This is a genomic window from Flavobacterium sp. (genome assembly GCF_043722275.1).
GTDB lineage: Bacteria > Bacteroidota > Bacteroidia > Flavobacteriales > Flavobacteriaceae > Flavobacterium.
In genome coordinates this window covers 1-16,214 of record NZ_JAYSPC010000074.1, presented here as the reverse complement: position 1 = coordinate 16,214, position 16,214 = coordinate 1, and the positions used below count along the sequence as shown (strand labels likewise).

The window sequence follows — 16,214 nt, the reverse complement described above, 5'->3', positions numbered from 1 at the left end:
AAGCAAGCCAAAATCGGTTCCTTTATTGGCAGAAAATAAAAATTGCAATTCTTCTTTCCCATTTTGAAAATAAGTTTCTGATGGCAATAGTTCCATATTAAAACGAACATTCGGCATTCCTAACGTTTCTAAAATTGAAATCAATTTTTGAGATAAAACCGGAATCGCATTTGTTCTGTTTTGATGAATTGTTGCTGAAAAAGCATCTAATTCAATTACTTTTTGATCTATTGATTTTGACAAAGCAGCAATTTCTTCTTCTATATTATCAAGTTCAAGAAGTGTATTTCCTAAAGTAGCCTGAATTTCAATCAATTCATCTACAGATGTTACCTGATGCTTTTTTTGCAGATTGTAAATCAATTGTAATTTCTGACTTACTAATTCTAATTGTGCAGGATCATTTAATAGTTTTTCAGATGAATTTTGAAGTTCTTTTGAAACATCATCAAATTCAATTGATAAACTTGTAATTCTTTCGAATATAGCTTGATATTCAGGAGAAAAAAGTGCAATTTTCTGTAAAGAAGTTTTGATTTCATTTAGATTATGAAATACTCCAAATTGTTCTTCGTTTGCAATTACAAGAGATTTATCAAGTGCTTCTTTTATAATTTCAACGTTATTTAATTTTTCATAATCAGCTTCCAGTTCTTCCTGTTCACCAGATTTTAACTTAGCACTAACTAATTCATTTAATAAATAAGTATTGTATTCCTGCTCTTTTCCTGAATCACTTTGTTTTTTCACCAAAGCATTCAATTTAGATTTATCTGCTTTGTATGCTTTTAATACTTTTTGATACGAATTAATAGTATCAAAATTATTTGCAATTGCATCAATTATTTTGAACTGAACTCCTTCATCCGAAAGTTCCTGAGTTTGCTGCTGTGAATGAATATCAATTAAAAACAAACTTAAATCCTGCAATTCCTGAAGATTTACGGGACTGTCATTTATAAAAGCACGGGATTTTCCTGAAGGCAAAATTTCTCTTCTGATAATGGTATCTTCTTCATAATCCAGATCATTTGCTTCGAAAAATTCTTTCAGGTTGTATTTTGAAATTTCAAAATGTGCTTCAATAACGCATTTTTCTTCTTTGTTTTTTAATGAGGTCAGATCAGCTCTTTTTCCTAAAACTAATCCTATTGCCCCTAATATTATAGATTTACCAGCACCCGTTTCACCTGTAATTATAGAAAAACCTCTTGAAAAATCAATGGTGAGTTTTTCAATCAGAGCATAGTTTTTAATCGACAAGGACGTTATCATAAGGAAATTGTGTAAGTATAAATGTTATTTAAGATAGTAAAAATTGAAAATCAATTTAAAATTTGATCTGTGACCATTTAGTAGAATTCAAAGGGGAAACTTTGTTGAGCATATCGGTTAGGTCTCCAACAGGAATAGTTGGTCCGCCTGAAAATATGGAAACAATTTCATCTGATTTTGCATCAAAAAAGACTCTTGTCAAAAAAGCATTTGGTTTAACCGAATTCAATTTCCCCAGAATCATTATTGCTCCTTTTACCTTTTCTTTTGCTGTTTTCAAATCAGTACTCATTCCGTCTAAACCAGTATGATAAGCATACATTGTTTGACGTAAATCGCTGTACATTGGCGAAACCATATCATTAATTAGATAATATCGATTTTGAACTCCATCAGATTGACTCCAGCCTTTCGATCCGCCTTGTTGTGCAACATTGGCAATGTTTTGAGCTGTTTCAAGATATTGATTTCCTGCTCCCATTTGAAATGTATCAGCATCCATTGCTAAAATTAAATAGCTGTAAAAAGAAACTACCGAAACTAAATTTGAATCAAAAGTTGTTGGATTAAATAATAAAGGTTCGTATTCAGTATATCTGAAATTGAAATCTTTATCGTTATAATTCAATACCGGTGACGAATATGTTGAACCAAAAATTAATCTTGAAGATTGTACCTGAATTGTACCTGTAAATTGATCTGAACTATTTGAAGCTAATGTAATGTACATGGAGCAATTGATGCGTTCGTTTTGTTTTAAAACTGATCCAGTCCAATCGGTTTTATTGACAAATTCAGACAAAGATGTCTGAAGTGTTTTAAATACTTGCTGATTAGGATTTGGTAATCTTTCTGTATTAATAGTTACGGTACAATTTAACTGTTGTGCCTGTGTGAAGCCAAAAATAAAAAAAACTAAAAGTGCAACTATTTTATTCATACGAAAGGTAATTTGGATTAACCACAAAAGTAATACTATTCTTTCTTTCTTTTGTTTTTATATTCTAACTCATTATGATTTGCCAAAATGCAAAATCACTTTGTTTAAAATATCGATTGCTACAGATTCTTTTGATTTTAATTCCATTGGTTCAATTTTAAAGTTTTGATCAATAAAAGTTACTTTATTGGTTTCTTTTTTAAAACCTGCTCCTTCATCCTGTAGGGAATTTAAAACAATCAAATCTAGGTTTTTTTTCTGAATTTTCAACTTAGCATTTTCAATTTCATTTTCTGTCTCTAAAGCAAAGCCTATTAAAAACTGATTTTTTTTGATTGCTCCCAGCGATGCTAAAATATCTTTTGTTTTCTCCAGTTCAATTGAAAAATCATCAGCTGCTTTTTTAATCTTTTGCAAAGCTACAACTTTAGGTTTGTAATCTGCTACAGCAGCAGCAGCAATAGCAACATCAACATCATTAAAATATAAATGACAGGCATCGTACATATCCTGAGCCGAAATCACATCAATAACTTCAATCAATGAACTCTTAACTTTATAATGTGTTGGTCCTGAAATCAAAATAACTTCTGCGCCTAAATTAGCTGCCTGATTTGCAATATCAAAACCCATTTTACCGGAGGAATGATTTCCTATAAAACGTACGGGATCTATTGCTTCGTATGTTGGTCCGGCAGTAATTAATATTTTTTTTCCCTTTAGAGGTAATTGACTTTCTAAATCTGCTTCAAGAAAAGCGATAATATTTTCAGGTTCAGCCATTCTGCCTTCGCCGGATAATCCGCTTGCTAATTCGCCATTTTCAGCAGGAATCATTACGTTTCCAAACTGTTTTAAAGCTGTAAAATTAGATAAAGTTGAAGTATGCTTGTACATATCCAAGTCCATTGCCGGAGCAAAATAAACAGGACATTTAGCTGATAAATAAGTAGCAATTAAAAGGTTATCGCAGTTTCCTGTTGCCATTTTAGATAACGTATTGGCTGTAGCCGGAGCAATTAAAATTAAATCAGCCCAAAGTGCTAATTCAACATGATTGTTCCAAACGGCGTCTTCATCATCCTGATTAAAGAAACTGGAATGTACCGGATTTTTTGATAACGTTGATAACGTAAGTGGAGTTACAAAATCCTTAGAAGCAGGTGTCATTATCACTTGGACATGTGCACCTGCTTTTATAAAGAGTCGTACTAATGAGGCAGTTTTATAGGCTGCAATTCCACCAGAAACACCCAGTAAAATTTTCTTCCCGTTTAAAACTGACATTATACTTATATATTATTTGTTTGAACTTCTGTGGTAAGTTTTACCGTCTAACCATTCCTGAACTGCTAAAGCGTGTGGTTTAGGCAATTTTTCGTAAAATTTAGAAACTTCAATTTGTTCTTTATTTTCAAAAACTTCTTCAAGACTGTCATTGTAAGTAGCAAACTCTTCTAATTTCTCAGTTAATTCTTTTTTAATTTCAGAATTAATTTGATTTGCTCTTTTAGCCATAATGGTAATTGCTTCATACACATTTCCTGTTGGCTCTTCAATAACTGTTTTATTGTAAGTTATTGTATTTACAGGAGCATTCGTCTTTTTTAAATCCATGACTTTATTTTATTTAGTAAATTTTTGTAAATCTGTTTCAACTCTGGCATTCATTTCGTCTGCCTCTTTTTTGTATTTTGTCGCGCTATTGAACTTAATTAAGTTATTATAAGCCACTTTTGCAACGTTTAAACGTTCTTGCATTTTTGCAGGAATACTGTTTATTGCCAATTTATATGCTGAATCGTATTTGTAAAACAATGCATCTTCTTTAAAAGGTGTTCCGGGGAAATCAGCGATAAAATTATCAAATGCAATTAATGCTGATTTATAATCTGAAATTGTATTATATCCTTTTGCGTTTTCGTATGCTTTTTTCTCTAATTTTCCGTTTAACACTTTCACTGCTTCGTTAGCCTGAACAATGTATTCGGAGTTTGGATAATTATCAATAAACGCTTGTAATTTTTCTAATGCTTTTACTGTGTCTGTTTGATCTAAACTATAAACAGGCGCTAATTTTGAATAACTATAAGCTCCTAAAAATGCAGCTTCCTGTACTTTTTCACTACGTGGATAACCTGAAACGAAACTTTCAAATTGGTATCCTGCTAAGTAGTACTGTTTTGATTTATAATAAGATTGTGAAAACATGTAAAACAGTTTCTCTGCCTGGGGTTTACCTCTGTAAGAAGGTGCTAATTGTTCAAAAAGTCGAATGGCTTTTGAATATTTACCAGCATCGTACATTTTTGTTGCCACATCAAATTTGGCTGCAACATCTTCATTTTTCAATGCTTTTTGGTATTCACTACAAGAACAAAAAAGGACAACAACAATTAATAGAGATACTATTTTTTTCATTTTCTTACTTTTATTATGATTTCTTAGACAATTATGCCAAAGCAAAATCACACCGAAGTTCCGGTGGCAAATTTAGTTATTAATTTAGCTACTACAAAATATTTTTTGGTATAATAAAATACCGGCAATCTTACTCTTATTTAATACTGTTTTTTACAAATTCATTCAATCTTTCTGCTAACGAATCGTCTACGATTACTAGTGGCAAACGTACTGTATTCTCAGCAATACCAAGGGCTTGAAAGACTTGTTTGATTCCGGCAGGATTTCCCTGTTCAAAAATCATATCAATACAATCTGCTAAAAAGTATTGTGTTTTAAACGCTTCATTTACCTTTTTATTTAATCCTAAACGAATCATTTCTGAAAATTCTTTTGGAAAACCTTGTCCGATAACTGAAATTACTCCTGCTCCACCCGCTAAAACAATTGGTAAAGCGATCATATCATCTCCTGAAATTACAAGAAATTCTTTTGGTGCATTTTTAATCAATTGCATCGCCTGCACGATATCTCCGGCAGCTTCTTTTATAGCAACTACATTTTTAAAATCATTTGCAAGACGAATTACTGTTGAAGGCAACATATTGCTTGAGGTTCTTCCCGGAACATTATATAATATTACAGGAATTGGTGAAGCTTCGGCAATGGCTTTAAAATGCTGATAAATTCCTTCTTGCGTTGGCTTATTATAATATGGAGAAACAGAAAGTATGGCTTCAAAAGCTGAAAAATCTCTTGTTTTTAATTCTTCTACAATTTGCATTGTATTATTACCTCCAACTCCAAGTACTAAAGGCAATCTTCCTTTATTTGTGTCGATTACAGTAGTAATAATCAATTCTTTTTCGGCTTGTGTTAAGGTTGCATTTTCTGCTGTTGTTCCCATAACCACAAGATATTCAACTCCTCCGTCTATCGAAAAATTAACGATTCGCTGTAAAGCTTCGATATCTATTGAAAAGTCTTTTTTAAATGGAGTTACAAGGGCAACACCAGTTCCTATTAATGATTGCATATTCTGATTTATATTTATTTTATACTCTTTAAATACTTAAACAGTTCGTAAACGAATAGTTTATAATTTTCTATAGCGGTATCTATCATCCATCGATTTAAATTTTTATCTACAGATGCAAACCCTACTTTAAATTTCGCTTTTGATTTACTGGTTATCATCATCAAAACAGCTGTTTCGATATCATAATAACTTATTAAAAGATCAAATTCTGTTTCTGTAAATTCATTTAAAAAATCTGCTGTAATTCCTCCGTTCCATTTGATGTCGTTTTTACCAAATGTAGGCAGGGAATAGGTTTCTTTTTCCTTGAATTTACTTCGATACACAACAATTTTTATGTTTTTTGGAGCTATGCCTTGCGAGACTAATTCCTTTACTATGTCTTCTGAATGTTGAAAATTACTTTCATCAACCAGTAAACCAATTGTTTGTATATTACTTGTAAAGACTTCGTTTTTGACATTATGCAAGTTATTTTTTAATGATTTTTTTACAAAAAATTCCTTTATATAATTTAAAAACATAGTACTTTTGCCAGATTACAAAATTAATTATTTAAGTCGCATTTAAGATGGTAAAACTAAAAAAGTATAACGGATTTTTGAAACTTTTTGTTATATTCTTAACACTTTTTTTTATAACTTCTTGCAGTCAGAAAAGCTATAATTTGACGAAGATAGAAGGAAAACAACTTCCAATCAATGAAAAAGGTGCCGAAACTCCTTCAATTGAAAATTTTATTAAACCTTACAGAGATCATATTAATAGGGATTTAGACAGCGTTTTAGCGTATTGTCCTGAAACTCTTGATAAAAGTACGGGTAAATGGCAAACTAGCATTGGAAATCTTTTAGCTGATGTTTGTGTTGAAAGAGGAAATATTGTTTTTAAAGCGCGTGAGAAAAAAACTATAGATTTATGTTTATTGAATCATGGCGGTATCAGAGCAATTTTACCTAAAGGAAATGTTACTACAAGAACTGCTTTTGAAATTATGCCTTTTGAAAATAATTTGGTTGTAATAGGATTAAAAGGAGAACAAATTCTTGAAATCACTTCTTATATTATTAAGGTACAAAAAGCACAGCCTTTATCAGGAATGACTTTTACTATTGCAAAAGATAATACAGCAAAAAACATTCTGATTCAGGGAAAACCTTTGGATTTAAATAAAGTTTATTATGTTGCTACAAATGATTATTTAGCAAATGGCGGTGACAGCATGACTTTTTTCGGAAAAGGTGTTGAGAAATTTGATCTGAATTATAAACTTCGAGATGTATTGATTGATTATTTTAAACAAGTTGATACAATTCCTGTTGCAAAAAATATCAGAATTACTGAAGAATAAAAAGACCAAGCGCAATTAGAATTACAAAACAAATCATTTTTGTGCGCATAAAAAGTTTTAGCCACAGATTAAAGGATTAAAAAGATTAAAATCTGTGTAAATCTTTTTAATCAGTGGCAAAAAAAAAAGCAAAAAATATCCCTTTCCGCAAAAAATATATAAAATGAAAAGAAGAGAATTTATCGAAAAAACAGCTGCAAGTACTGCCTTATTAAGTTTAGGTTTGTCATTAAGTAGTTTTGAAACGAGCGATATTAAACACTTAACGATTCTACATACTAATGATGTTCACAGCCATATTGATCCTTTTCCGGCTGATGATCCCCGTAATCCCAATAAAGGAGGCGTTTCGAGAAGAGCTGCGCTTATTGAAACTATCCGTCAGGAAAACCCCAATGTGCTTTTGTTAGATGCCGGAGATATTTTTCAGGGAACTCCGTACTTTAATTATTATGGCGGCGAACTTGAATTTAAGTTGATGAGTATGATGAAATATGACGCATCTACAATAGGAAATCATGATTTTGATAATGGTCTTGACGGATTATATGCGCAAATGCCTCATGCTACTTTTGAATTTATCAATTCAAACTATGACTTTAAAAATACGGTCATGGACGGACTTGTGAAACCTTATAAAATTTTCAAGAAAAACGGAGTCAAAGTTGGTGTTTTTGGTGTAGGTATTGAACTTGCAGGATTGGTTGACAAACAACTTTACAAGGAAACGGTTTATAATAATCCTGTAGAAGTTGCTCAGGATATGACACAATTATTGAAAAAACAAGAAAAATGTGATTTGGTAATTTGCCTTTCGCATTTGGGATATAAATATAAGGACGAGGAGGAAAAAATTTCTGATTTGAAATTTGCTGAACTAACTCAGGATATTGATTTGATTATTGGCGGACACACGCATACTTTTTTAGATAAACCTACAATTGTTAAAAATAAAGCGGGACAAGATGTTTTAGTAAACCAGGTGGGTTGCTACGGAATCAATTTAGGTCGTATTGATTTTTATTTTGATAAAGATAAAGCACACACTAATCAGGCAAGATCAATTATTGTATAAAACCTTTTTTTGAATTTTGGCTTTTTCTAAAAAGTATTCTACCATAAAGAAATAAGCCAAAATTTGAGCTATATCACGTATTAAAACTAAAACTACTGAGTAGGAAAAGTATTGATTGAAGATATAGAATATATCCGAAAACATATAACTTATTGCCATTAGTGACATTAATAAGGTAACATGTGTTCCTTTGGTTATATAATTTACAAATGAAAAGTAGCTTAAAACACTTAATACGACTCCGTAAAAAGCGTATAATAGGTTAAATTTTTTCATATTGTCAAACTCCAGGCTTAATACTGAAATGAGTAAATAAACAATAAATATTACGACTATTGAAACTGGTAAAATATCTTTTCGCCTAAGTTTTATTTTTTGATGTCGTGTTACTATCAGAAATAAGATCAATATATAAACGATTAGGAAACTCCAAATTCCTCCTATTTCAGAAATCTCAATTTCCATTAAATCAAAGACCTGACCTACAAAGCAAAAGAAAAAAATTAAACCTTCTGTTTTTTCTATTTTAAACTCGCTGCTTATCAAATAATATATAAAAATTGCAGGAAGTACAATTGCTTTTGCATAGAGTGCAAAAACATCTTGTTGTGTATAATCAAAAATAATTGTGCACATTAATGCCAGAAAAAACAAAATCAACGACGGTTTATTCGCTTTCATTTAATTTGTTTATAAAATCTTCCTCAGATAGTATCGGAATATTTAGTTTATTGGCTTTTTCTAATTTTGCCGGTCCCATATTATCTCCTGCAACTACAAAATCAGTTTTGGCAGAAATTGAACTTCCTACTTTACCGCCGTTATCTTCGATTGTTTTCTTTAAATCGTCTCTTGAAAATTGTGCAAATACACCTGAAACTACAAATGTTTTCCCTACGAATTTTACGGTTGCATACGGGTTTATTTTTTCTACAATTTCAAACTGAATACCATAACTTTTTAGGCGTTCTATAATCTTTTGATTTTCTTCGTTTTCAAAAAATTCGATTACACTTTTGGCAATTCTTTCTCCAATTTCATCTACAAGAATTAATTCCATTAAAGAAGCTTTGCTTAATGCATCAATATTTTTATAATGTTTGGCTAATTTCTTCGCTACGGTTTCTCCAACAAAACGAATTCCGAGTGCAAAAAGAACGCTCTCAAAAGGAATTTCTTTTGATTTCTCTACTCCATTTACCAGATTTTCTGCTGATTTTTTTGCCATTCTTTCTAAGTGCAAAATATCATCTACTTTCAATTCATATAAATCGGCATAATTATGAACGAGATTATTCTTAAAAAGTAAAGCGACGGTTTCTCCTCCAAGACCTTCAATATCCATTGCTTTTCTTGAAATATAATGCTGGATTCTCCCTATAATTTGAGGAGGACATCCGTAAAAATTAGGGCAATAATGATTGGCTTCTCCTTCGTTTCGAACTAATTCGGTTTGACATTCCGGACAATGTGTGATGTATTGTGTTGGTTCTGAATTTTCAGGACGTTGTGTTAAATCTACAGCAATGATTTTAGGAATAATTTCTCCTCCTTTTTCTACAAAAACGGTATCATTTATTCTGATATCTAATTTTGCAATTTGGTCTGCATTGTGCAATGAAGCTCTTTTTACAATTGTTCCTGCTAATTGTACGGGCGCTAAATTTGCTACTGGCGTTATTGCTCCGGTGCGACCAACCTGATATGTAATTGAATTTAAAACAGTTGAAACTTGTTCTGATTTGAATTTATAGGCAATTGCCCAACGAGGCGATTTTGCGGTATATCCTAATTCTTCCTGATGCTGAATGCTGTTTACTTTTATTACTACGCCATCTGTTTCATACGGTAATGTTTGGCGATGTGTATCCCAATAATCAATGAAGTCAAAAACTTCCTGCATATTATTGACGAGTTTAGCTTCTGATGGTACTTTGAATCCCCACTTTCTTGCTGATTCTAATCCTTCAAACTGGGATGAAAAAGGCAAATTATTTCCTATAACAAAGTATAATAAACATTCTAACGGACGTTTTGCAACCTCAGCGCTGTCTTGTAATTTTAAACTTCCTGATGCTGTGTTTCTTGGGTTTGAATAGGGCGTTTCTCCTATTTCGATTAATTCCTGATTCATTTTTGTGAAACCTGCAAATGGCAAAATAATTTCACCGCGAATGTCAAATCTTTCAGGATAATTTCCTTTTAGTTTTAACGGAATCGATTTTATGGTTTTGATGTTATTGGTCACCTCATCTCCCTGAAAACCATCGCCACGCGTTAACGCCTGAACCAGTTTTCCGTTTTCGTAGGTAATACTTATCGATGCTCCATCGTATTTTAATTCGCACGTATATTGCAAATCTACATTTCCTAAAACTCTCTGGATTCGGTTTTCCCAATCGAGTAAATCTTCTTTAGAATATGAATTATCTAAGGAATACATGCGGTATTGATGCGCAATTGTTTTAAAGTTTTTTGTTACGGAACCACCTACGCGCAATGTTGGGGAATCTTCATCAAAAAATTCAGGATGTTTATTTTCTAAATCCTGAAGCTCTTTTAGTTTAATATCAAAATCATAATCAGAAATTGTGGCATTGTCTAAGACATAATAGTTGTAATTATGTTGATTAAGTTCGTCTCTTAAAGTCTGAATTGTTTCTTGAATACTCATAAAATATTAAAATACTGGAGGTTGTGTTTTAGAATAACTGAATCTCAAAATTAGGATTATTTTTGTTGAAAAAACAGTAAAAAACGAAACTTTTATAAAATCAAAAATCAAGTTGCAAAACGATGCAACTTGATTTTCTTCTTGCCCATTATTCTTAAAAAGAATTAAACAAAACCAACTTCCAAATGGTTTCTTCGTTTTATATTTTTACGCTGATAATCAACTAATTACAATGCAAATATAAAACTATTTCTGAATAATGATAAAGTCTGATCTACGGTTTAACAAATGTTCTTCTTCGGTACATTTCACTCCATTTTTACATTTATTAATTAATCGGGTTTCACCGTAACCTATTGCACTTTCTATTCGTGAAGGATCTATTTGCTGTGAAACAATATAATCTCTTGTTGATTTTGCTCTGTTATCAGAAAGTTTCAGGTTATAGGCATCTTTCCCGCGTGAATCTGTGTGCGATTCTATTTTGATTCTGATGTTAGGAAATTTTCTCATAATGAAAACTACTTTGGCCAGTTCATCAATTGCTAAAGGTGTAATATCAAATTTGTCGTAATCAAAATAAATTGGGTTTACGTCTACTTTTTCAACACCTTTCTTTTTAACTACTAAATCATCATAATTGCTTAATTCGAAATTGACATCGATAATTTCGCCTTCATTTTCCTTTGTTGTTTCCACTGTTTTTTCGTCGTTACTGTAGTTTGTTTTTGTAGCAACTAATCGAACTGTTTTATTACAAGGAACTGTTACGGCATACTTTCCTTCGAAATTTGTTTTGGTTTCAGCCAGAATCTCGTTGTATGAATTATAGGCAACAATGGTTACATCTGTAATTGGCAATTTAGATTTTCTATCGCTTGCTTTTCCTGAAATATTCTGGTTACAAACCGGTTCTCCTTTTACGAAGGAATAGATATCATCATCGCCTTTACCTCCTGCTCTATTTGACGAAACATACCCATAAGTTCCTGTTTTGTCGATTATAAAAGTAAAATCATCTTTGTTGCTGTTTATTGGTGCTCCAAGATTTCGTGGAGTTGTGAAGCTTCCATCTGATAAAAAATTACTTTCATATACATCTAAATCTCCAAGTCCGTAATGCCCATCTGAAGAAAAATAAAGTATTCCGTTACGGAAAAATGGAAAAAGATCATTACCGATTGTGTTGATTTTTGGTCCCAGATTTTGTGGTGAACTCATTGTGCCATCGTCGGCAATTTTTACTACATATAAATCGGTTTCGCCATAACCGCCAGGCATATCTGATGCAAAGAAAAGCCATTTTCCATCGTCGCTTAAACAAGGATGTCCTACAGAATAATCGTCATTATCAAAAAATACTTTTTGTGGATTTTCAAGTTTTCCGTCTATTATATCACCTTTTAGAATTTGAAAATTGTTGATTTTATCTCTATCAATAACTAATTTATTCTTTTTAACGATGTTTGTCGAATAGTACATTGTTTTTCCGTTGGCATCAAAACTTGCTGTTGCTTCGTGGTATTTTGTCATTACGTTTGGAATAAACAAACTTTCGTTGAACAGACTTCCGTCAGCAGGATTTCTTTCAGAAACATATAAATTCAGGAACGGCTGATTGTTCCAGGAATACAGTTTATCACTAAACTTTGTGGTGTCTCTTGCTGATGTAAATACAATTCGATCCTGATAAAACGTTGCTCCAAAATCTGATTTACCGGTATTTATATCTAAATTTTTAATGGTGTAAAGAGACTTTGCTTTTGATAAACTATCCAATTGCTTTTTCTGGGCAACATATCTGTTGATCTCTTTTTGATCTCCTTTTTTATTCAGATATTCTTTTGTGATTTTATCAGCGTCGTCATAATCCATAACTGCTTTCATTGTTTGAATGTATCGCAGATAATAGATATCGGTTAAATTATTGCCTTGTACTTCGTATAATCTTTTGTACCATTTAAGCGCATTTCTGGCATCGGAATTAAAATAATACGAATCTGCAGCATTTTTTAATGTTTGTGCCGATGGATTTTCTATATTCTGCAAACATTCTTCATAGGCTTTTGATGCATCTGTGTAGGAATAACTTTTAAAAAGTGCATCGGCCTTTTTTAAATTAGTCTGAGCAAAACCTAATGTAAAACTCAATACTAAACTTAGGATATATAATTTTTTCATAGGGGTTTTGTGTTAGAAGAATCTAGGGGATTTGATTTTACTTTCTTTTTGAGTAAATTGGTAACGCAAAATGATTTCGTGTGTTCCATCATTGTATTTGTTCAAATCGCTTACTGTGTAATCAAATGCATATCCGATGTAAAAACTTCTGGATATTTGAAACCCTGCCAGTATACTCACCGAATCATCTGTTCGATAGGATCCACCGATTACAAATTTTTCTGCAATCATAAAATTCGCCGATATATCGGCAGTAAGCGGTGCTCCACTTACTGCTTTTACTAAGAATGCGGGCTTGAATTTTAAATTTGGATTCAAATCAAAAACATAACCTCCCATTAAATAATAATGCAAACGATCATAATCTATAGATTCCTGAACGTCATCATAATAATCATTTTGCAAAAAGCTCGGGATTGAAAATCCTAAATACCATTTATCGGTATAATAGTAGATTCCTGCTCCAACGGCTAATTTCATTTGATTATCAATGTTTTGATTTAACAAAACATCATTATTATTGTAAAATCTCCCTTTTGACCAATCAACATTCAACATTCGCATTCCTGCTTTAAGTCCAAATGCTAATCTTTTTTCATATCCAAGAGGAATTGAATACGAGAAGTTTCCGTCAACATACAATTCGTTTGATGGACCAATTTTGTCATTTACGACGCTTAATCCTAAACCAATCATCTCGTTTACAAGAGGTGAATGTATTGAAAACGATTGTGTTTCTGGTGCTCCATCAATTCCTACCCATTGTGAACGGTGTAAAAGTGTTGCTTCTAATGTTCCCGTAGATCCAGCATAGGCTGGATTTACGGACATTGTGTTGTACATATATTGTGTGTACTCCGGATCTTGCTGTGCACTGGCACAAAATGTGGTAAAAGAACATATTAAAATGAAATACGTTTCTAATGATTTTATATATAGTTTCATAACGATACTTATTAAGTTTAATTAATTAGATGATTAAAAGCTGATTATCTCATTACAGATAACCATCCTTTTTTAGCCGTTCCATCTCCAATGGTTATCACATAAAAATAAGTACCTGTAGGCAACATATCTCCTCTATTAATAACTCCTGAAACATTGGCGGTTCCGTCCCAATCATTTTCATAATGTTGTTTACTATATACTAATGCGCCATATCTATTATAAACTTTCAACTCATTGTTAGGATATGATTCAATACAGTCTATTCTAAAAAGATCATTAGCTCCGTCATTATTAGGAGTGAACTCATTATAAACTGTCAAACAAACCGGAACAACTGTTACTGAAGCCGAATTATTTGATGCATCAACATCTAAAGGAGTCGAAATTTCGACAGTTGCAACGTTTGTGTAATTACCGCTTGGCAATACTTCGGCAACAATTGTAAGCACAACGCTTTGTCCTGCATTTAATGCCGGAATTGTCCAAAGCTGTGTATTTAAATCATATGTTCCTAAAGTTGTACTTGCGCTAATTAAATCGAATCCTGTTGGAAGCAACTCACTAACTATGGTATTGATAAAGTTACCCTGACCCACATTATTAACTGTTACAGTAAATGTTATCTGCTCACCAAAATTAGGTGTGGGATTACTAACTGTGTTTGTTATCGTTAGATCAGAACAAGTTGCTACGGTTACATTTAATGATTTAATCGTTCTTTCATTACATTTATTAATGTAAGCAACCTCAACTTTACCAGGTCCAATATCTGACCATGAAACTGTTACGGTTCCATCAGCATTTCCTCCTCCGGAAGTAATTGTACCGTTTGTAATTGACCATACATAATCTGATTTTCCGTTTGCAATTGAATACGTAATTCCCTGAAAAACACATGGTGTATCATCTGTTGTCGTGATTGGAACCATTGCATCATTTTCAAATGCAATTGTGATTCCTAATCGTGAAGCCGCCGCACAGCCATTTGTTGTATTATTAATTGCTGAAGCATAATATATTGTTGCTGTAAGCGGTGTATTTGCTGCTAATGGTGCTCCTCCGATTGCAGAAGTGTAAAACGCTACATTTGCCTCATTTACCAAAATATTTTCTATTGTTGGTGCTGCAGATAAACAAAATGTTTGTGTTGTGTTAGGTGTTGTAACTAAAAGCGGTGTGTTTACATTTACCACAACTGGTAATCTAGTAGGATTTTCACAACCTGAACCACTTGCCACAACTCCGTAATATGTACCGCTAATTAAAGCTGTTGTTGCCTTAATTGCTGTTCCTCCTGTTGCGGTATTGTACCAAATTACATTGGCTTCGTTTACCTGAATATTAGCAACTGTTGGCGCATTTACAGTACAGAAGTTTTGCGTAGCTGAATTTGTTGTTGGCGTTGCCATAGGATTTACAATGGTTATTGTAACTGCTAAACGAGCTGCACTTTTACATCCTGTAATTGGGTCTGTAATTTCTCCATAATAAGTACCTGAGCTTAATGCGGTTGTTAAAGGAATTGCTGTTCCTCCTGTTGGAGTACTAAACCATGATACATTACTTTCGTTTACCTGAATACTTGCAAATGTTGGCGCAGCATTTGAACAGAAGTTTTGTGCTGTATTATTTGTGGTTGGATTATTTGAATTTCCAACATTCACGGTAACCTGAAGTCTAACATTACTTTCACAACCTGTAATTGCATCTTTTAATGCTGCGTAATAATTTCCGCTTACCAATGCTGTTGTTGCAGGTAATATTGTTCCTCCGGTTGGTGCATTGTACCAAACTATATTTGTTTCGTTTAGCTGAATACTTGCCAGAGTTGGATTATTTCCTGAACAGAAGTTTTGAGTTCCTGCAGTTACTAATGTTGGCGTTCCAGGATCAGTTACACTTATTGTTACTGATGATCTTGTTACGCTTTCACATCCTGATGTTGTATCTTTTATTACGGCATAATAAGTTCCGCTTGTTAATACTGTCGTTGAAGGAATAACTGTTCCACCTACTAAAGCTGTGTACCAAACTATATTTGTCTGATTAAACTGAACACTAGCAAAAGTTGGAGCATTTACTAAACAGAAGTTTTGAGTTCCTACGTTTACCAATGTTGGAGTTCCAGGATCAGAAACATTTATAGTTACTGATAACCTTACAGCACTTTCACAAAGTGTTGTTGGATCCTGGATAACGGCATAATAAGTTCCGCTTGTCAATACTGTAGTTGACGGAATTACTGTCCCTCCAACTAAGTCCGTGTACCAAACTATATTTGCCTGATTAAACTGAACACTTGCAAATGTTGGCGCATTTACCTGACAA

Annotated in this window: 14 protein-coding genes; 2 read left to right on the top strand and 12 right to left on the bottom strand. The window is 32.6% G+C overall.

All coding sequences use genetic code 11. The features are described 5' to 3' along the window. From ACHZDT_RS10225 to ACHZDT_RS10195, 7 genes are all read right to left on the bottom strand, one after another. On the bottom strand, positions 1-1,275 hold a 1,275-nt coding region (locus ACHZDT_RS10225; protein WP_394774523.1), incomplete at its 3' end, for a DNA repair protein RecN. Between the two features lie 55 nt (positions 1,276-1,330). Beyond that, the gene (locus ACHZDT_RS10220; RefSeq protein ID WP_394774522.1) at positions 1,331-2,215 is read right to left on the bottom strand and encodes a DUF4835 family protein; all 885 of its coding nucleotides are present in this window, start codon (positions 2,213-2,215) and stop codon (positions 1,331-1,333) included. Positions 2,216-2,287: 72 nt separating this feature from the next. Then, the gene (gene coaBC, locus ACHZDT_RS10215; RefSeq protein ID WP_394774521.1) at positions 2,288-3,502 is read right to left on the bottom strand and encodes a bifunctional phosphopantothenoylcysteine decarboxylase/phosphopantothenate--cysteine ligase CoaBC; all 1,215 of its coding nucleotides are present in this window, start codon (positions 3,500-3,502) and stop codon (positions 2,288-2,290) included. 12 nt (positions 3,503-3,514) lie between these two features. Continuing rightward, positions 3,515-3,832, bottom strand: a complete 318-nt coding sequence (locus ACHZDT_RS10210) for a DNA-directed RNA polymerase subunit omega (protein ID WP_008463064.1) — start codon at positions 3,830-3,832, stop codon at positions 3,515-3,517. A 9-nt stretch (positions 3,833-3,841) separates the two neighbouring features. Further along, complete coding sequence (locus ACHZDT_RS10205; RefSeq protein WP_394774520.1) at positions 3,842-4,636, bottom strand: outer membrane protein assembly factor BamD; 795 nt, start codon at positions 4,634-4,636, stop codon at positions 3,842-3,844. 136 nt (positions 4,637-4,772) lie between these two features. Further along, entirely contained in the window at positions 4,773-5,654 is an 882-nt protein-coding gene (gene dapA, locus ACHZDT_RS10200) for a 4-hydroxy-tetrahydrodipicolinate synthase (RefSeq protein WP_394774519.1), read from the bottom strand. A 14-nt stretch (positions 5,655-5,668) separates the two neighbouring features. Continuing rightward, positions 5,669-6,181 carry a DUF6913 domain-containing protein gene (locus ACHZDT_RS10195; protein WP_394774518.1) on the bottom strand — a complete coding sequence of 171 codons (513 nt, stop codon included), beginning with the start codon at positions 6,179-6,181 and terminating at the stop codon, positions 5,669-5,671. A 47-nt stretch (positions 6,182-6,228) separates the two neighbouring features. On the opposite strand from ACHZDT_RS10195, the gene ACHZDT_RS10190 reads away from it, so the two are divergent. After that, positions 6,229-7,008: a 5'-nucleotidase C-terminal domain-containing protein gene (locus ACHZDT_RS10190; RefSeq protein WP_394774517.1), complete on the top strand. Its 780-nt coding sequence runs from the start codon at positions 6,229-6,231 to the stop codon at positions 7,006-7,008. A 163-nt stretch (positions 7,009-7,171) separates the two neighbouring features. Continuing rightward, a complete protein-coding gene (locus ACHZDT_RS10185) occupies positions 7,172-8,083 on the top strand; it encodes a bifunctional metallophosphatase/5'-nucleotidase (RefSeq protein WP_394774516.1) in 912 nt (303 codons plus the stop codon). On the opposite strand, the gene ACHZDT_RS10180 is transcribed toward ACHZDT_RS10185, so the two are convergent. The 5 genes from ACHZDT_RS10180 to ACHZDT_RS10160 form a co-directional block, all read right to left on the bottom strand. Beyond that, positions 8,069-8,764 carry a hypothetical protein gene (locus ACHZDT_RS10180; protein ID WP_394774515.1) on the bottom strand — a complete coding sequence of 232 codons (696 nt, stop codon included), beginning with the start codon at positions 8,762-8,764 and terminating at the stop codon, positions 8,069-8,071. The genes ACHZDT_RS10185 and ACHZDT_RS10180 overlap by 15 nt on opposite strands. Continuing rightward, entirely contained in the window at positions 8,751-10,757 is a 2,007-nt protein-coding gene (ligA, locus tag ACHZDT_RS10175) for an NAD-dependent DNA ligase LigA (RefSeq protein WP_394774514.1), read from the bottom strand. The genes ACHZDT_RS10180 and ligA overlap by 14 nt, the downstream gene beginning before the upstream one ends. A gap of 246 nt (positions 10,758-11,003) precedes the next feature. After that, a complete protein-coding gene (locus tag ACHZDT_RS10170; protein ID WP_394774512.1) occupies positions 11,004-12,938 on the bottom strand; it encodes an OmpA family protein in 1,935 nt (644 codons plus the stop codon). A gap of 12 nt (positions 12,939-12,950) precedes the next feature. Continuing rightward, the gene (locus ACHZDT_RS10165; protein WP_394774511.1) at positions 12,951-13,883 is read right to left on the bottom strand and encodes a type IX secretion system membrane protein PorP/SprF; all 933 of its coding nucleotides are present in this window, start codon (positions 13,881-13,883) and stop codon (positions 12,951-12,953) included. 44 nt (positions 13,884-13,927) lie between these two features. Continuing rightward, on the bottom strand, positions 13,928-16,214 hold a 2,287-nt coding region (locus ACHZDT_RS10160), incomplete at its 5' end, for a gliding motility-associated C-terminal domain-containing protein (protein WP_394774510.1).